Source organism: Streptomyces sp. NPDC001381, assembly GCF_042895685.1.
In the GTDB taxonomy this organism is placed as follows: Bacteria; Actinomycetota; Actinomycetes; order Streptomycetales; family Streptomycetaceae; genus Streptomyces.
Map to the genome: position 1 here is coordinate 315412 of NZ_JBIAWO010000003.1, position 16232 is coordinate 331643.

Consider the following 16232-nt stretch of genomic DNA (forward strand, 5'->3'; position numbering starts at 1 on the left):
ACCGGGGCCCCCCCGGCCCCCCCGCCCCCGGCGCGGGGGGGGGGGGGGGGCCGCCCCCGGGGGGGGGGGGGGGGCCCCCCCCGGCCCCCCGGCGGGGGGGGGCGCGGGGGGGGCGGGGGCGCCCACGACCTAGTACTGCGTCTGCACGTGCTCCCAGAAGCCGTCCCGCAGCGCGCGCCTGAGGTCGGCCTGGCCGCGCAGGGAGTACTGCAGGATGCCCTCGGCCTCCACCAGGAGGTCCTGGTCGACGGAGCCGGGCAGATAGGGGTGGCCGGGCAGCAGTTCGACGAGGGCCTCCCGGCCGCGCGCGGCCAGCCACTTCGCCGCGATCTGCGCGCCGACGAAGCGGACGTCCTCGCGGGCGGGCCGGCTCGCGCCGCTCGCGTCGTAGGCCGCGGCGGTGCGCCGGGCGACGTACGGCTTGAAGAAGTCGAGGTCGAGGGTGCGCTGGCTGTCGACCTCCCAGAGCAGCGGCTCGGCCTGGTTGCGGCCCTCCGGCGCCTCGATGCCCCAGAGATGGACGCGGGCGCCGTACCCCTGGGCGGCCTCCACGGCCGAGACCAGGTCCTCGTCGCCGCCGAGCAGCGCCGCGTCGCTGATCGCCCGGTGCCTGGCCAGCGACTCAAGGTCGCTCCGGATCAGCGAGTCGACGCCCTTCTGCTGGTTGTTGGCGTTGAGGTTGCCCAACCGGACCTTGACGTCGGGGAGTTCGGCGATGGACTGCTGTTCCCCGGTGTGGATGCGGCGCCGGGCGCCGTCATACCAGTAGACGCGCAGCAGCCGGCTGTCGGCGAAGATCGTGCGGGCGCGGTCGATGAGCGCCTCGATCAGGCCCTCGGCGTCGAGGTCGAAGGCCCTGCGGTCCTCCGTCCCGGCGATGAGCCGGCCCGCGGCCGCGTAGAGATACCCCGCGTCGACGAAGATCGCATGGGTCGAGGGCGTCTTGGCCACCTCGGCGAGCATGCGGGTCAGCAGCTCGTTCGTGCGGTCGATGCGGGCGGCGAGGGCCGCGAGGTCGTCGTTCATCACCTCCATTGTCCCGGCGGTCACGCTGTGAACACAACCGATCCCGTTCAGTCTCCGCAAGCTCTCTTACCGGTTAGTAATTAGTCGTTCGAAAAATTTCTTTAGCGTAGGGAATGTTTGTAACACGCGGCACGTTGACTACTCGTGTAGCAAGCAATCCTCCAGGAGGATGACCAGACGAAGGGAGAAGCCTGTGCGCTTCGAAATCATGCGACTCGACGACGTCGACGGCACACCCGTGGACAGCACCGTCGTGGACGCCGCCTCCGTCAACCGGATCGTTCAGGATGCCGCCGCCATCGGGCAGCGGCTGTGGATCCGTCCGGCCGACTCCACGGCCTCGTAACCCTCGGGTCCCTTACAGAAGCTTCAGAGCCCCGTACGGCAGGACGCCGTACGGGGCTCTGTGCCGTGGCGGCTCCGCACCACGGGGGGCGCGCCTCACCGCGGCGGTCAGCTCCCCCGGATCACCTGGGTGACCCCGTTGATGATCTGCTGCACGGCGATCGCGGAGAGCATCATGCCCGCCAGCCGCGTCACGAGGACCACGCCGCCGTCCTTGATGACCCGGATGATCAGCAGCGAGTAGCGCATCACCAGCCACAGCACGACATGGATGGCGAGGATCGCCGTCCACACCGACACCTGGGTGGCGACACTGTCGGCCTTCTGCACGGCGAGGATGACGGACACGATCGCCCCGGGACCGGCCAGCAGCGGCATCCCCAGGGGCACGAGCGCCACGTTGACGTCCTTGGTCTGCTGGGGCTCGTCGGTCTTGCCGGTGAGCAGGTCGAGCGCGATCAGCAGGAGCAGCAGCCCGCCCGCGATCATCAGCGCGGGCACGGAGACATGCAGGTAGTCGAGGATCTGGTGACCCAGGAGCCCGAAGACGGCGATGACCCCGCCCGCCACGCAGACCGCCTGGAAGGCCATCCGCTTCTGCACCTTGCCGGGGCGTCCGGCGGTCAGCGCGAGGAAGATCGGGGTGATCCCGGGGGGATCCATGATGACGAAAAGGGTGAGGAAGAGGGAGCCGAAGACGGCAACGTCGAACATCAGTACAGAGGCCTTGCGGAAAGTGGGTGAAAACGGGTGTCGGGAGTGAGCCCTCCCGGGCGGAGGCGGCCCTCCGGGACGGAGAAGCGCCGCTCGGAGGCGGAGGTGAACCCTCAGGCCCCGCCGGTCCCCGGCACCGGGAACGCCCCCGTGGCGCGCCGGGTGATCTCCCCGTACACCTCGGGGTCGGTCGTGTACTCGCCGAGCACACACGTCTTGCGGCTGCCGTGGTAGTCCGAGGAGCCGGTGACCAGGAGACCGAGCTCCTTCGCGAGGCCGCGCAGCCGCGCGCGCGTGTCCTCGTCGTGGTCCATGTGGTCGACCTCGATGCCGTCGAGGCCGGCGGCCGCCATCTCGGCGATCGCGGCCTCGGGGACCGTACGGCCGCGCTTGCTGGCGCCCGGGTGCGCGAAGACGGCGACCCCGCCCGCGCCCTTGACCAGGCGGATCGCCTCGAACGGGTCGGTCTCGTGCTTCTCGACGTAGGCCCGGCCGCCGTCGGCCAGCCAGTCCCGCGTGAAGGCGTCGCTCACGGTCGGCACGACCCCGAGTTCGACGAGCGCGGTCGCGACATGCGGCCGCCCCACGGAGCCGTCACCCGCGATCCGGGCGACCTGCTCCCAGGTGACGGGCACGCCCAGCCCCCGGAGCTTGGCGATCATGCCTTGCGCCCGGGGCACCCGGTCGTCGCGCACCAGCTCGCGCTCGGCGAGCAGGGCGGGCTCCTCGGGGTCGAAGAGGTAGGCCAGCATGTGCAGGGAGACGCCGTCGAGACGGCAGGACAGCTCGGCGCCGGTGACGAGGGTGAGCCCCTGCGGCAGCGCGGCGACGGCTTCGGCGTACCCGCGCGTGGTGTCGTGATCGGTCAGCGCGACGACGTCCAGTCCGGCGGCGGCGGCGTTGCGCACCAGCTCGGCCGGGGTGTCCGTGCCGTCGGAGGCCGTGGAGTGGCAGTGCAGATCGATGCGCACGACGCGGACTCCAAGGCGGGACGGTACGGAAGGGACGCTTCAGCATAGCGCCCGTTCACCCGCCCCGTGTCACACCCGTAGCCGGGGTGCGCCCCCTACAGGGAGCGCACAGCTCCGGGCGCGCCGACCCGGCCCCTACGGCTTGAGCAGACGCGGGGACAGGGCGCCGCACGGCACCAGCTCCACCTCGGCGCCCGCGTCCCGCAGATCCGTCAGCACCAGTTCGTCGTAGAGCAGGAGGCCGGACTGCTCGGGCCAGACCACCGCCCACAGCCACAGCCCCCGCGCCTCGCCCGCGAAGACCGCACGGTCGTCCGGAGTGGCGGAGACATGCCAGAGCGGGGCGGGACGGCCCGCGGCCAGCACCTTGGCCTGCGCGGGTTTCTCGACGCTCATGTACGGCCCCGGGTCCGGTCCGTCGATGCCCGCGTAGCGCGCACCGAGGCCGACGCCGAGCTCCTCCGCGACCAGGATCAGTTCACCCATCCCGCCCAGCGGTCCGGGCCCGGAGCACGCGACCGCGGTGGCACGGCCGCCACTGCGGTCGTCACCGGCGTACGTCACGCCCGTGAACAGCCAGCCCACCGGCAGGGGCCACGGCATCCACACGGGCACCTGCGTGCGGTGCACCACGACACTGAGGGCCTCGACGCTGGGCGGGATCACGGGCTGCAGCGGATGCACCGTCCCATGCACATCGCACTGCCAGGAGTCGGAGAAGAGTCCGGGAGCCCTGACCCGGCCACCACACTTCGGGCAACTGGGTTCGCCCCTCATAGGGCCCCACGGTCCTACCCGAGCAGGCCCACGTCAAGGACGATCACCCGTCCGGACGGAACGAGTTCACGCCGAACCGCCTCCGCGCCCTCACCGCGCCGAACTAGATGCATCTTGCATTAATTAGCCAATCTAACTTACTGTATGCATATACCAACCATCTAGCGGGAGCGAGAGGAACATGGACGCATTCGACGCGGGAGCCGGCGGCCTCCTGCGACAGCCGGGGGCGGTGTGGGCGACGGCCGGCGCCTCCGTCGTCGCCTTCATGGGCATCGGCCTGGTCGACCCGATCCTGCCGTCCATCGCCCAGGGCCTCGACGCCACACCCAGCCAGGTCTCCCTGCTCTTCACCTCGTACTTCCTGATCACCGCGTTCGCGATGCCGGTGACCGGCTTCGTCTCCAGCCGGATCGGCGGCCGGAAGACCCTGCTGCTCGGCCTCGCCCTCGTGGTCGCCTTCGCGGGCCTCGCCGGCACCTCCGGGTCGGTCGCCGAACTCGTCGGCTTCCGCGCCGGCTGGGGCCTCGGCAACGCCCTCTTCGTCTCGACGGCCCTCGCCGTCATCGTCGGCGCGGCGGCCGGCGGCAGCGCCGCCGCCATCCTCCTGTACGAGTCCGCCCTCGGCCTCGGCATGGCCTGTGGTCCCCTGCTGGGCGCGCTGCTCGGAGACGCCAGCTGGCGCTACCCGTTCTTCGGCACGGCGTTCCTGATGGCCGTCGGGTTCCTGTGCATCACGGTGTTCCTGAAGGAGCAGCCGAAGCCGGCCCGGAAGATCTCCCTGCTCGACCCGGTCAGGGCGCTCGGCCACGGCGGCCTCGCCTCCGCAGCGGCCTCGGCGTTCTTCTACAACTACACGTTCTTCACCGTGCTGGCCTTCACCCCGTTCGTCCTGAACATGACCCCCTACAAGTCGGGGGCGGTGTTCTTCGCGTGGGGCGTGCTGCTCGCCGCCTTCTCGGTGGTCGTGGCACCGCGGCTGCAGGAGCGGTTCGGCTCGCTGAAGGTGCTCGGCGGCTCCCTGGTGCTGCTCGCGGCCGACGTGCTGGTCCTCGGCTACGGCGACCACACCACGGCGATCGTCTGCACGATCCTGTCCGGCGCGTTCATCGGTGTGAACAACACCGTCTACACCGAGTTGGCGCTGGGCGTGTCGGACGCCCCGCGGCCGGTGGCGAGCGCGGGCTACAACTTCGTCCGCTGGTTCGCCGCCGCGGCCGCGCCCTGGTTCGCGCCGAAGATCGAGGAATGGACCGACATCCACGTCCCGTTCGTGGTCGCGGCGGCCACCGCGGTCGCCGGCGCCGCCGTGGTCGCCGTACGGCGCAAGGCACTTGTCCACGAGGCCGAACGGCTGACGCCGCGGCACGCGACCGAGGACTCGGTCACCGTCTTCGCCAACTGACGTTTCCCGGCGTCGGGTTCGTGACGTTCCTCACGAGGCGTCAGTCGAGCGGGACGGACCTGCGGGCGGGATCCCGCAGATCCGTCCCGTGCGTCAGCCAGCGCTCCTGGAGCGCCTGGGCGCCATGGACGCGCTTCCAGGCGGCCTCGTTCGGGGTCATCGGCAGCAGCGGCAGGAAGCGGACCGGGTCGAGCGGCTCGTCGAGCTCCAGGTCCTCCACCAGTCCGCCCGGCTCGGCGACCAGGACCGAGGTGAACGGGGCGCCCGGCCACAGCGGCCCGCCCACGTCGAGGGAGGCGCCGGGGGCCACCACCACCCCCTCGACCTGCGGGGACGCGGCGAGCACGGCGAGCGGCCGGAGCACCTTGTCGGTCTCGGCGAGCCCGCCCCGCACGGAGACGACCAGTTCGGCGCGCGGGCCCTTGACCGGGTCGGCGAGCACCGCGGTGGGGTCCGCCATCGGCTGCGCGGACATGCCGAGCGTGGCGTAGCGGACGATGTCGCCCTCGTGGAAGCGGAGCACCTCGATGCGGTCCGCGCCCAGGAACGTGACCGCCGCGCGGGCGTCCGGCTCGCCCAGCGCCGTACGCAACCGGGCCTCGACGAGAGGAAGAACATCAGCCATGTCGCGAGCATAGAACTCGTCAGTAGCGGGCAAAGCAGCGCCTTGACACTTCAGTCGGCTGATACTCTTGCCCGGTCGTTCGGGGTACCACGCAGATGGGGGTACCGCCCAGGCCGCACAGGCGCTGGGGGAGTCGCGATCTTGCCCCGACGCCCTTGGGACTCCCTTACGAGGGACCGGCTGGAGGAGGTGGGGCTGTCATGGATCGAAGTCACCCGTGCAGTACCACTCGCTCTTCCGGCCGCTGATGCAGCTGCTCTTGGTTTCGGCTGACCGCCGCCTCTCACGCTCGCGTCCTCGCGCGGAAGAGCACTTCGTTTCGTTCTCCCTGATCTGTCTGATCTGAATCGCAGCGAAACCCGCCACCGCGACGATGCGGTGCTCCCCGCTTTGTGGACGTGCCAAACATCCGAAGCAGGACGTCCTCATTCCGGGTAGTTCCACCCGTCGCAGCGGCCTTTCGCCGCCCGATGCGAAGGAGCCTGCCATGTCGATGATCCGCGACCTGCGTGCCGTGGTCCGCCCCGCCCGTCCCTCCCTGCTCAAGGGCGGCGTCCGCAAGGGCGGTGTCCGGGTGGACACCGGCGCGTACGACACCACCCGCGACCCCGCGACGCCGTCGGCCGTCGTCGACTGCGCCGTCTACCGCGACGGCTCCCGCGTCCCGTCCACGCACGCGCTGTCCCCGCAGGAGGCCATGCGCCAGGTGCGGCGCGACGGAGGCTTCGTGTGGATCGGGCTGCACGAGCCGACCGAGGCCGAATTCGCCGGTATCGCAAGCGAGTTCGGGCTGCACCCGCTCGCCGTGGAGGACGCGGTGCAGGCCCACCAGCGGCCGAAGCTGGAGCGCTACGACGACTCCCTCTTCACCGTCTTCAAGACGATCCACTACATCGAGCACGACCGGCTGACCGCCAACAGCGAGGTCGTGGAGACCGGTGAGGTCATGTGCTTCACCGGCAAGGACTTCTTCATCACCGTCCGGCACGGCGGCAAGGGCTCGCTGCGCGCGCTGCGCCACCGCCTCCAGGACGACCCGGAGCTGCTCGCCAAGGGTCCCTCCGCGGTGCTGCACGCCATCGCCGACCACGTCGTCGACGGCTACATCGCGGTCGCGGACGCCGTGCAGGACGACATCGACGAGGTCGAGACCGAGGTGTTCTCGCCGGGCCGCAAGGGCACCCCGCGCGGCACCGACGCCGGCCGGATCTACCAGCTCAAGCGTGAGGTGCTGGAGTTCAAGCGGGCCGCCTCCCCACTGCTGCGGCCGATGCAGCTGCTGAGCGAGCGGCCGATGCGGCTGATCGACCCCGACATCCAGAAGTACTTCCGGGACGTCGCCGACCACCTCGCGCGGGTCCAGGAGCAGGTCATCGGCTTCGACGAACTGCTCAACTCGATCCTCCAGGCCAACCTCGCGCAGGCCTCCGTCGCGCAGAACGAGGACATGCGCAAGATCACGTCCTGGGCCGCCATCATCGCCGTCCCGACGATGGTCTGCGGGGTGTACGGCATGAACTTCGACTACATGCCCGAGCTGCACTGGAAGTTCGGCTACCCGGTCGTCATGTCGGTCATGGTCGGGCTGTGCGTCGGCATCCACCGCACCCTGAAGCGCAACGGCTGGCTGTGACCACCCCCGCACCGGGGCTGACTAGGCTGGGGGCCATGACAAGCGAGCTGCTCGACCAGGCCCTCGTCGAGGAGGCCACCAAGAAGTCCGGCCTCATCTGGGTCAGGGGCGCCGGCCAGCCGGCCGCGCGTGCGCTGTGGCACGCCTGGCACGAGGGCGCGGCCTGCCTGGTCGGCGACGGGCCGGGCGAGCAGCCGCTGCCGGGGCTCGTCGAGGGCGGCTCGGCCGAGGTCACCGTACGCAGCAAGGACAAGGGCGGCCGGCTGGTCTCCTGGACGGCGGCGGTCGTCCAGCTCGCGCCCGGGACCGAGGCCTGGGAGGCGGCCGTCGCCGAGCTGAAGGGCAAGCGGCTCAACGCGCCCGACGGCGAGGCCATGCCGCAGCGGTGGGCCCGGGAGTGCAGAGTGCTGCGGCTGGAGCCGACGGGGGCGACGCTGCCGCTGCCCGACGGCGATCTGGCGGCTCGGCCGCTGCCGTCGCCTGCCACGACGCGTGAGCCGATCCCCGCGGGGCTGCCGAAGCTGCTGCTGCGGCGCCGACGACGGGGCTAGGGGGTGTTTCGAAGGTCCTGTGTGCGGGACCTTCGACACACCCCCTAGGGGCTGCCGCGGCGGCTCCCCGTGCTCCTCACGGGTACGAGGCGCACCCCTCAGGACGTCGGGAGCTGTTTGCCGTAGTCGACCGTTTCGCCCTGGGCCGGTTCCTCCAGGGCGAAGTCCTCGCCCCAGGAGGAGAAGCTCAGCGTTCCCGCGCCGCCGGCGCGCACCAGGCGCAGCGGATACGGCTTGCCCTCCAGGGAGACGTCCAGTGTGCCGCCGTCGCCGCCGTCGCCGGTGATCCGGATCGTGCGCACGCCGCCCTGCTCGTGGTGCCCGTCCGTCTTCACCGAACCGTGCAGGGTCAGCAGACCGTCGAGGAGGAGGTCCTTGTCCGTGAAGACGCTGAACTTCTTGTACGAGGGGTCCCCGGCCGGCACCTTCACGTACTTGCCGTCGAGCTTGTCCGCGGCCGCGGTGTCCGTGCCCTGGTCGCCCTTGTCGTCGGACGTGCCGTCCTCGTGCTTCCAGAACGCCGCGTCGGCCTTCAGGAACAGCTGCTCGCCGACCCGCAGCAGATGGAAGCTGGCCCCCTGCGAGGTGACCGACCCGGTGCCGCCCTCCTCCTTCAGGCGCATGTCGAGCTTGTACGTACGGCCGCTGGTGACGACGGTCCCCGACAGCCGCACCGCGTCCACGGAACCGGCGGCGGTCTTCGTCTTCGCCTGGATCTGGGCGGCGGGCAGCCTGCCCACCCCGTTGGTGCCCGCGTCCGGATCCTCGCTGCAGCCCGCTCCGAGGCCGACGACCAGTGCGCACATCGCGCTCACCAGTGCGGCCCTGCGGGTACGGCCCTGGGGAATCGCAGTCACGGAGACGGCTGCCTTTCTGCGGGGGTGTGCTGAGCGGCGTACGGCAGCGTACCGGGGTCCCGGGGTGCTGTCGGAACGGGTGCGTCCGCAGCGCTCACCAGGGCGTATCCGATCGGGACGGGCTAGCCTGAAGCCCGCAGGAGCGGGCAATTCGGAAAAGGAAACCAGCAGCACCGCAGGACGCAGCAGGAAGCCAAGAAGGAAGCAGGGAACCACAGTCATGGCAGCCGGTGTCCCCCGGATCTTCGTCTCGCACCTCGCCGGTGTCCCGGTCTTCGACCCGAACGGCGACCAGGTGGGCCGCGTGCGCGACCTGGTCGTCATGCTCCGCGTCGGACGCCGTCCCCCACGGCTGCTCGGCCTGGTCGTCGAACTGTCCACCCGGCGTCGCATCTTCCTGCCCATGACCCGGGTCACCGGTATCGAGTCCGGCCAGGTCATCACCACCGGTGTGCTCAACGTCCGCCGCTTCGAGCAACGGCCCACCGAGCGGCTGGTCTTCGGGGAACTCCTCGACCGGCGCGTCAAGCTCGTCGAGACCGGCGAGGAGGTCACCGTGCTCGACGTGTCCGTGCAGCAGCTGCCGGCCCGCCGGGACTGGGAGATCACCCGGGTCTTCGTCCGCAAGGGCAAGAAGGCCGGCGCGTTCCGGCGGGCCAAGGGCGAGACGCTGACCGTGGAGTGGTCGGCGGTGACCGGGTTCTCGCTGGAGGAGCAGGGGCAGGGCGCCGAGAGCCTGCTGGCCACCTTCGAGCAGCTGCGCCCCGCCGACCTCGCCAACGTGCTGCACCATCTCTCCCCCAAGCGGCGCGCCGAGGTCGCCGCGGCCCTCGACGACGACCGCCTCGCCGACGTCCTGGAGGAACTCCCGGAGGACGACCAGATCGAGATCCTCGGCAAGCTGAAGGAGGAGCGCGCGGCGGACGTCCTGGAGGCGATGGACCCCGACGACGCGGCCGACCTGCTCGCCGAACTGCCCGAGGAGGACAAGGAACGGCTGCTGAGCCTGATGCAGCCCGACGACGCGGCCGACATGCGGCGCCTGATGTCCTACGAGGAGCACACGGCCGGCGGTCTGATGACCACCGAGCCGATCGTCCTGCGCCCGGACGCCACCGTCGCCGACGCGCTGGCACGTGTCCGCAACCCCGACCTCTCCCCCGCGCTCGCCGCCCAGGTCTACGTCTGCCGGCCGCCCGACGAGACGCCCACCGGCAAGTACCTCGGCACCGTCCACTTCCAGCGGCTGCTGCGCGAACCGCCGTACACCCTCGTCAGCGCCGTCCTCGACGACGACCTGCAGGCCCTGGCCCCCGACGCGGCGCTGCCGGTCGTCGCCGGGTTCTTCGCGACGTACGACATGGTCGCGGCGCCCGTCGTGGACGAGGCCGGGTCGCTGCTCGGCGCGGTGACCGTGGACGACGTCCTGGACCACATGCTGCCGGAGGACTGGCGGGAGACGGAGTTCCACCTGAACAACGAGGAGACGGGCGAGGGGGTGGCCGCCCATGGCTCCTGAGCGCGAGAGCACCCGCGACCGCACGCCCGTCGGCGCGACCGCCACCACGCGCCCCCGCGCCCGGCTCGACCAGCCGCGCCCGCCCCGGCGCCGGCTGCTGCCGGAATGGGACCCGGAGGCGTTCGGACGGCTCTCGGAGCGCATCGCGCGCTTCCTGGGCACCGGACGGTTCATCGTCTGGATGACGGTCGTCATCATCGTGTGGGTGCTGTGGAACGTCTTCGCCCCGCACGACCTGCGCTTCGACAACTACCCGTTCATCTTCCTGACCCTGATGCTGTCCCTGCAGGCCTCCTACGCCGCGCCGCTGATCCTCCTCGCGCAGAACCGGCAGGACGACCGCGACCGCGTCAACCTCGAACAGGACCGCAAGCAGAACGAGCGGTCGATCGCGGACACCGAGTACCTCACCCGGGAGATCGCCGCCCTGCGCATGAACCTGGGCGAGGTCGCCACCCGCGACTGGATCCGCTCCGAGCTGCAGGACATGCTCAAGGAGCTGGAGGAGCGCCGCGACGGGCACAAGGGCCACGGCGGCGGTCATGGCGGTCACGGCGGTCATGTCGTATTCCCGGCAGATCGGTCGCCGGGACGTGACGCAGACGACCGCTGAGGGGCTGGCCGGGTGCCCCGGTGGGCGCCGTACCATCGTCCTTATGGCTAGCGAAGACGCGGTGCGCGAGGCACTGGCGACGGTGAACGACCCCGAGATCAACCGCCCCATCACCGAACTCGGGATGGTCAAGTCGGTCGAGATCGGTGCGGACGGGGCGGTCGCGGTCACCGTGTACCTGACGGTCTCCGGCTGCCCGATGCGCGAGACGATCACCCAGCGCGTGACCGACGCGGTCTCGCGCGTCGAGGGGGTCACGCGCGTCGACGTCACGCTCGACGTCATGAGCGACGAGCAGCGCAAGGAGCTGGCGAACGCCCTGCGGGGCGGCCAGACCGAGCGCGAGGTCCCGTTCGCCAAGCCCGGCAGCCTCACCCGGGTCTACGCGGTGGCGTCCGGCAAGGGCGGCGTCGGCAAGTCGTCGGTGACGGTGAACCTGGCGGCGGCGATGGCGGCCGACGGTCTCAAGGTGGGCGTGGTCGACGCCGACATCTACGGCCACTCCGTGCCCCGCATGCTGGGCGCCGACGGCCGTCCCACCCAGGTCGAGAACATGATCATGCCGCCGTCGGCGAACGGCGTGAAGGTCATCTCCATCGGCATGTTCACCCCGGGCAACGCCCCGGTCGTCTGGCGCGGCCCGATGCTGCACCGGGCGCTGCAGCAGTTCCTCGCGGACGTGTACTGGGGCGACCTGGACGTCCTGCTGCTGGACCTCCCGCCCGGCACGGGCGACATCGCGATCTCGGTGGCCCAGCTGGTCCCGAACGCGGAGATCCTGGTCGTGACGACCCCGCAGCAGGCGGCGGCCGAGGTGGCCGAGCGGGCGGGCGCGATCGCGGTCCAGACCCACCAGAAGATCGTGGGCGTGGTCGAGAACATGGCCGGCCTGCCCTGCCCGCACTGCGGCGAGATGGTCGACGTCTTCGGCACGGGCGGCGGGCAGCTGGTGGCCGACGGCCTGACGCGCACCACGGGTGCGTCCGTCCCCGTCCTCGGCAGCATCCCGATCGACGTCCGGCTGCGCGAGGGCGGCGACGAGGGCAAGCCGGTCGTCCTGACCGACCCGGAGTCCCCGGCGGGCTCGGCGCTGCGGGCGATCGCGGGCAAGCTGGGCGGACGGCAGCGGGGTCTTTCGGGACTGTCGCTGGGGATCACCCCGAAGAACAAGTTCTAGCGAGCGCCACGGCCCTGGGGTGCCCTCCACGCGGAGGGCACCCTTCGTGCTACCCGGCGTACGCCGCGATGTCCTTCACGACGGAGAAACCGAGCCCGTACGCGCTCATGCCTCGTCCGTACGCCCCCAGATGCACCCCTGCCCCGGTCGAGCCGGCCAGGACCCAGCCGAACTCGGACTCGCGGTAGTGGAAGGGGGTCGGCGCGCCGTCGACGGGCAGGGAGAGGGTCGACCAGTCCGGCCCCGAGAGGTCGTCCGCGAGCACCCACGCCGTCTCGGTCTGCTGGTCCAGCCAGTCGTCGCGCAGGCTGTGGTCCATCTGGCCCGGCCAGGTGAAGGACAGCAGCCCCACCCCCGCCAGCCAGGCCGCCGAGGACACCGAGGTGGCCTCCAGCAGACCGGTGCCGTCCGGGCTGCGCCGCACCGGGTTGGCGGCGACGGTGACCACCACCGCGAACTTCCCGCGGTCCTCGCCCGCCGTCTCGTGGCGTACGGAGGGTTCGTCACCGTGTCCGATGGAACCGTGCTCGACGGCCCCGTCGGCCGCCGTGCCCACCTGCATCAGCCAGCGCGGCCCGGTGAAGGCCTCGTCGAGGCCGTACCAGGGGAAGGGCGCCTCAAGGTAGCCGTCGACCGTACGCAGCCGGGCGGAGGGGACCTGTGGTCCGCCCTCCGCGGCCGGCGCCTGTTCGACTGCCCGACTCGTCGTCTCCATGTGCCCGGACGCCTCCTCGCTCTCGACGGAGTGGCCGGCCCGCCCCCCTTCGGGCGTACTCGTCCGCTCCGCACAACAACCAGGCAGCATAGCCACCCCGCCCCGGGGGACGGTGAAGCCGCCCTGCGCACGGGTCGCGCGGGGCGGCTCAGGGGGCGCCCGGAAGGGGGCACGGAACGGACCGCGAGGGGCTCGGCGGTCACCCGGGCAGGTCGCCCGGCGGCCGTCGGGGGTCGCTCAGGTGGCGTCCGCGTCGAAGGGCGGACGGTCGTCCTTGCCAGGCTCCTCGGGCTTCTTCGTCATGTCGATGCGCCCGTCGCCGGCGGAGCCGGCGGAGGAGCCCGTGTCACGGCTGTGGACGGCGTCGGTGACCTCGGCCATCTCCTTCTTCAGGTCGAAGCCGTTGCGGATCTCCTTCAGCCCCAGTTCCTCGTTGTCCAGCTGCTTGCGGATGAACGTCTTGGGGTTGAGGTCCTCGAACTCGAAGTCCTTGAACTCCGGGCCCAGTTCGGCGCGGATGTCCTGCTTGGCGCTCTCCGAGAACTCACGGATCTTCCGGACCGTGCGCATCACGTCCTGGATGACCTTCGGGAGCTTGTCCGGACCGAAGACGAGCACGGCGAGGACGATGATCGTCACCACCTCGAGCGGTCCTATGTCATTGAACACCTGAAGCTCCTTGCGATGTCCGCGGTCCTCGGCCCTCGGTGGTCAGGTCAGGTCTTCCGTGGTCCGGGCCGGGTCCACGGTACCTGTCGCACGTGTCCGACCGGTACCGTGCCGCCGGGTCCGAGTGGGTGTCCGCGGCCGGTTTTTCGCGTTGTTTGCCTTGTCGGAGGGCGTTTCCAGGTCCGATCTGTGAGGTTGCTGTCAAACACTGTGGGGTTCCGGACCCGGCGTCCGCTCAGTCGCCCTCGGCGGAGCCCAGGACCAGGGAGAGCGTGCGTTCCTGGCCGTCGCGTTCGACGGTCAGCTCCAGGCGGTCGCCGGGGCGGTGGGCGCGGGTCTTGACGATCAGTTCGTCCCCGGAGTGGACACGGGTGCCGTCGACCTCGGTGATGACGTCCCCGGCCTCGATGCCGGCCAGGTCGCCGGGCCCGCCCGGGGTGACCGGGGAGCCTCCGTCACCGCCCTTGGTGCTGACCCGGGCGCCGTCGCCGGTGTAGTCCAGGTCGAGGGTGACGCCGATGACCGGGTGGGTCGCCCGGCCGGTGTTGATCAGCTCCTCGGCGACGCGCTTGCCCTGGTTCACGGGGATGGCGAAGCCGAGGCCGATCGAGCCCGCCTCCCCGCCGTCCTGGGCGGAGCCGTCCGCCGCCGACCTGATGGCGGAGTTGATGCCGATCACCCGGCCCCGGGAGTCGAGCAGCGGCCCTCCGGAGTTGCCGGGATTGATGGCCGCGTCGGTCTGCAACGCGTCGACGTACGACACATCGCTGCCGTCGCCGCTCCCGCCGCCGGCCGTGATGGGCCGCTCCTTGGCGCTGATGATGCCGGAGGTGACGGTGCCCTCCAGGTCGAAGGGGGCGCCGATGGCGACGACCGGGTCGCCGACCTGCACGTTGTCGGAGTTGCCGAGGGGCAGCGGCTGGAGCCCGTCGACCCCGCTGACCTTGACGACGGCGAGGTCGTAGCCGCTGTCCCGGCCGACGACCTTCGCCTCGGCGGTCTCGCCCCCGTTGAAGACGACGGTTATCTCGCCGCCGCTTCCGGCGGGCTCGACGACGTGGTTGTTGGTGAGGATGTGGCCCCGGGTGTCGAGCACGAACCCGGTGCCCGTACCCGACTCCTCGCTGCCGCTGACATGCAGCGTGACCACACTCGGCAGGGCCCGGGCCGCGATCCCGGCGACACTGTCCGCGGCCCGGCCGGTCGGCTCCGCGGACGCCTGCGGCAGCTTCACCCCGCCCAGCCCGCCACCGCGCTCCAGATGGGCGCCCACGATCCCGCCGAGCACCCCGGAGACCAGCGCGAGCGCCAAGGCTCCCCCGGCCAGCCGCCGCCGCACCGTGCGACGCCGCTCGGCCTCACCGGGCACAGCGGCACCGGTCTGGTGCAGCGGCCCCGCGGGAACGGGGGCCCAGGGGTCGTAGCGGTGCCAGGGGTCGGTGGGAGGTACGGGGGCTGCGGGGGGTGCGGTGGGGTCGGGCATGGGGGTGGCGGTGTCGGTGCCGGCGGAGACGAGCGCCGGCGCCGGGGCGCCGACGGGCGGGGCCGCGAATGCGGCACCGGGGGGCACGGAAGGGACCGGGGCGCCGGGGACCGGGGTGCCAGGGGCCGGGGCACCGGCGCCCAGAGGCGGGGCCGGGATGCCCGGAGCCGTCGCAGGCACCGGGGCACCGGAGGCCGGAAGCGGCGCCACGTCGCCAGGCACCGGGGCACCGGAGGCCGGGAGCGGGGCCGGGGTGCCGGGGACCGGGGCGTCGGCGAACGGAGACGGGACCGGGATGCCGGGGACCGGGGTCTCGGCGAACGGAGGCGGGGCCGGGATGCCCGGAGCCGTCGCAGGCACCGGGGCACCGGAGGCCGGAAGCGGCGCCACGTCGCCAGGCACCGGGGCACCGGAGGCCGGGAGCGGGGCCGGGGTGCCAGAGGCCGGAAGCGGGGCCGGGGTGCCTGGGGGCGGCGCAGGGGCCGGGGTGACGGGCGGGGGTGGGGCCTGGGTCGCAAACCCCTGTGCGGCGGTGGCCGCCGGGTGCTGGACGGGCGGCGCGGGCGCCCAGGGGCCCGGCTCTCCGTAGGGCGGGGTGCTGTAGGGGTCCGGGTCGTGCAGCGGCTTGGGAGGTTCGTCGGCGGCGACCTGGGGCAGGACCTCGGGCGCGGACTCCGCCCGGGTCTCCGGGGCGTCCGGCGCGGGGACCACCTCGGGCGGAGCCTGCGTTCGGGGGAAGGACGGGTCCGGGGGGACCGGTGCGTCGGTCGGGGCGGCCGCCCCGAGGGTGTCCGCCGCGTCGGGGCCGGGGACGGCCGCGCGCACGGGGAGGCTCAGTTCATAGTCACCGTCGCTGTCGCCGTCGCCGCTGCCCAGGTCCCGGTCGTCGGGGTCCGCGCCCTCGGGGAGGCCGGGGTGCACGCCGTCGGCCTCAGCGCCGGAGCGCTCCGGGGCCCCCGCCGAGGCCATTTCGCCGTCGGAGGCCTCCGCGGGCCGGGCCGGTGCGAAGTCGCCCTCCGCCGGTGCTTCCGGCTCTCCCGGCCCCTCGGGTGCCCCCGGCCGAGGCCGGCTCCACCACTTCGCCTTCGTGGGCTTCCCCTCGTCCATGCTCTCCCCACAGTCGGACCCCGTAACGGCCGGGCGGACCCCGCC

Annotated in this window: 16 protein-coding genes; 7 read left to right on the forward strand and 9 right to left on the reverse strand. The window is 72.0% G+C overall.

Annotated elements, in window-relative coordinates; all coding sequences use genetic code 11:
- Positions 1-129: 129 nt before the first annotated feature.
- On the reverse strand, positions 130-1026 hold the full coding sequence (locus ACFY2L_RS15000) for an NYN domain-containing protein (RefSeq protein ID WP_390661178.1): 897 nt from the start codon (positions 1024-1026) through the stop codon (positions 130-132).
- Positions 1027-1219: 193 nt separating this feature from the next.
- Between ACFY2L_RS15000 and ACFY2L_RS15005 the strand changes: the two genes are divergently transcribed.
- Complete coding sequence (locus tag ACFY2L_RS15005; RefSeq protein WP_390661179.1) at positions 1220-1372, forward strand: hypothetical protein; 153 nt, start codon at positions 1220-1222, stop codon at positions 1370-1372.
- Positions 1373-1479: 107 nt separating this feature from the next.
- Here the strand turns inward: ACFY2L_RS15005 and ACFY2L_RS15010 are convergent, their stop codons facing one another.
- The 3 genes from ACFY2L_RS15010 to ACFY2L_RS15020 all read right to left on the reverse strand — a co-directional run bounded on the left by ACFY2L_RS15010 (position 1480) and on the right by ACFY2L_RS15020 (position 3833).
- Positions 1480-2085, reverse strand: a complete 606-nt coding sequence (locus ACFY2L_RS15010; RefSeq protein WP_390661180.1) for a MarC family protein — start codon at positions 2083-2085, stop codon at positions 1480-1482.
- Positions 2086-2198: 113 nt separating this feature from the next.
- Positions 2199-3056, reverse strand: a complete 858-nt coding sequence (locus ACFY2L_RS15015) for a PHP domain-containing protein (protein ID WP_390661181.1) — start codon at positions 3054-3056, stop codon at positions 2199-2201.
- Between the two features lie 135 nt (positions 3057-3191).
- Positions 3192-3833 carry a DUF6758 family protein gene (locus ACFY2L_RS15020; RefSeq protein ID WP_390822534.1) on the reverse strand — a complete coding sequence of 214 codons (642 nt, stop codon included), beginning with the start codon at positions 3831-3833 and terminating at the stop codon, positions 3192-3194.
- 181 nt (positions 3834-4014) lie between these two features.
- On the opposite strand from ACFY2L_RS15020, the gene ACFY2L_RS15025 reads away from it, so the two are divergent.
- Positions 4015-5238, forward strand: coding sequence for an MFS transporter (locus ACFY2L_RS15025; RefSeq protein WP_390822535.1), 1224 nt, complete (start codon positions 4015-4017; stop codon positions 5236-5238).
- A 40-nt stretch (positions 5239-5278) separates the two neighbouring features.
- Here ACFY2L_RS15025 and ACFY2L_RS15030 read toward each other — a convergent pair whose 3' ends face one another.
- Positions 5279-5863: a suppressor of fused domain protein gene (locus ACFY2L_RS15030; protein WP_390661184.1), complete on the reverse strand. Its 585-nt coding sequence runs from the start codon at positions 5861-5863 to the stop codon at positions 5279-5281.
- Positions 5864-6350: 487 nt separating this feature from the next.
- Here ACFY2L_RS15030 and ACFY2L_RS15035 point away from each other — a divergent pair, with 487 nt between their 5' ends.
- Positions 6351-7496 (forward strand): magnesium and cobalt transport protein CorA, encoded by a 1146-nt coding sequence (locus ACFY2L_RS15035; RefSeq protein WP_390661185.1) that lies wholly within the window; start codon positions 6351-6353, stop codon positions 7494-7496.
- A gap of 35 nt (positions 7497-7531) precedes the next feature.
- Positions 7532-8047: a hypothetical protein gene (locus ACFY2L_RS15040; RefSeq protein WP_390661186.1), complete on the forward strand. Its 516-nt coding sequence runs from the start codon at positions 7532-7534 to the stop codon at positions 8045-8047.
- Between the two features lie 98 nt (positions 8048-8145).
- On the opposite strand, the gene ACFY2L_RS15045 is transcribed toward ACFY2L_RS15040, so the two are convergent.
- Entirely contained in the window at positions 8146-8904 is a 759-nt protein-coding gene (locus ACFY2L_RS15045; RefSeq protein WP_390661187.1) for a hypothetical protein, read from the reverse strand.
- Positions 8905-9124: 220 nt separating this feature from the next.
- Here ACFY2L_RS15045 and ACFY2L_RS15050 point away from each other — a divergent pair, with 220 nt between their 5' ends.
- The 3 genes from ACFY2L_RS15050 to ACFY2L_RS15060 are packed head-to-tail and all read left to right on the forward strand — an operon-like array spanning position 9125 to position 12213.
- Positions 9125-10423, forward strand: a complete 1299-nt coding sequence (locus ACFY2L_RS15050) for a magnesium transporter MgtE N-terminal domain-containing protein (protein ID WP_390661188.1) — start codon at positions 9125-9127, stop codon at positions 10421-10423.
- Entirely contained in the window at positions 10413-11036 is a 624-nt protein-coding gene (locus ACFY2L_RS15055; protein ID WP_390661189.1) for a DUF1003 domain-containing protein, read from the forward strand. The genes ACFY2L_RS15050 and ACFY2L_RS15055 overlap by 11 nt, the downstream gene beginning before the upstream one ends.
- Before the next feature lie 43 nt (positions 11037-11079).
- Entirely contained in the window at positions 11080-12213 is a 1134-nt protein-coding gene (locus ACFY2L_RS15060) for an Mrp/NBP35 family ATP-binding protein (protein ID WP_390661190.1), read from the forward strand.
- A 49-nt stretch (positions 12214-12262) separates the two neighbouring features.
- Here the strand turns inward: ACFY2L_RS15060 and ACFY2L_RS15065 are convergent, their stop codons facing one another.
- The 3 genes from ACFY2L_RS15065 to ACFY2L_RS15075 form a co-directional block, all read right to left on the reverse strand.
- Entirely contained in the window at positions 12263-12928 is a 666-nt protein-coding gene (locus ACFY2L_RS15065; protein WP_390661191.1) for a hypothetical protein, read from the reverse strand.
- Between the two features lie 237 nt (positions 12929-13165).
- Positions 13166-13597, reverse strand: a complete 432-nt coding sequence (locus tag ACFY2L_RS15070) for a sec-independent translocase (protein ID WP_390661192.1) — start codon at positions 13595-13597, stop codon at positions 13166-13168.
- A gap of 235 nt (positions 13598-13832) precedes the next feature.
- The gene (locus ACFY2L_RS15075; RefSeq protein WP_390822536.1) at positions 13833-16187 is read right to left on the reverse strand and encodes a trypsin-like peptidase domain-containing protein; all 2355 of its coding nucleotides are present in this window, start codon (positions 16185-16187) and stop codon (positions 13833-13835) included.
- Positions 16188-16232: the final 45 nt, after the last annotated feature.

Coding starts and splice junctions, on each gene's coding strand:
- ACFY2L_RS15000 (WP_390661178.1), bottom strand. CDS start 1,026: ATGAACGACGACCTCGCGGCCCTCGCCGCCCGCATCGACCGCACGAAC.
- ACFY2L_RS15010 (WP_390661180.1), bottom strand. CDS start 2,085: ATGTTCGACGTTGCCGTCTTCGGCTCCCTCTTCCTCACCCTTTTCGTC.
- ACFY2L_RS15020 (WP_390822534.1), bottom strand. CDS start 3,833: ATGAGGGGCGAACCCAGTTGCCCGAAGTGTGGTGGCCGGGTCAGGGCT.
- ACFY2L_RS15025 (WP_390822535.1), top strand. CDS start 4,015: ATGGACGCATTCGACGCGGGAGCCGGCGGCCTCCTGCGACAGCCGGGG.
- ACFY2L_RS15030 (WP_390661184.1), bottom strand. CDS start 5,863: ATGGCTGATGTTCTTCCTCTCGTCGAGGCCCGGTTGCGTACGGCGCTG.
- ACFY2L_RS15035 (WP_390661185.1), top strand. CDS start 6,351: ATGTCGATGATCCGCGACCTGCGTGCCGTGGTCCGCCCCGCCCGTCCC.
- ACFY2L_RS15040 (WP_390661186.1), top strand. CDS start 7,532: ATGACAAGCGAGCTGCTCGACCAGGCCCTCGTCGAGGAGGCCACCAAG.
- ACFY2L_RS15050 (WP_390661188.1), top strand. CDS start 9,125: ATGGCAGCCGGTGTCCCCCGGATCTTCGTCTCGCACCTCGCCGGTGTC.
- ACFY2L_RS15055 (WP_390661189.1), top strand. CDS start 10,413: ATGGCTCCTGAGCGCGAGAGCACCCGCGACCGCACGCCCGTCGGCGCG.
- ACFY2L_RS15060 (WP_390661190.1), top strand. CDS start 11,080: ATGGCTAGCGAAGACGCGGTGCGCGAGGCACTGGCGACGGTGAACGAC.
- ACFY2L_RS15065 (WP_390661191.1), bottom strand. CDS start 12,928: ATGGAGACGACGAGTCGGGCAGTCGAACAGGCGCCGGCCGCGGAGGGC.
- ACFY2L_RS15075 (WP_390822536.1), bottom strand. CDS start 16,187: ATGGACGAGGGGAAGCCCACGAAGGCGAAGTGGTGGAGCCGGCCTCGG.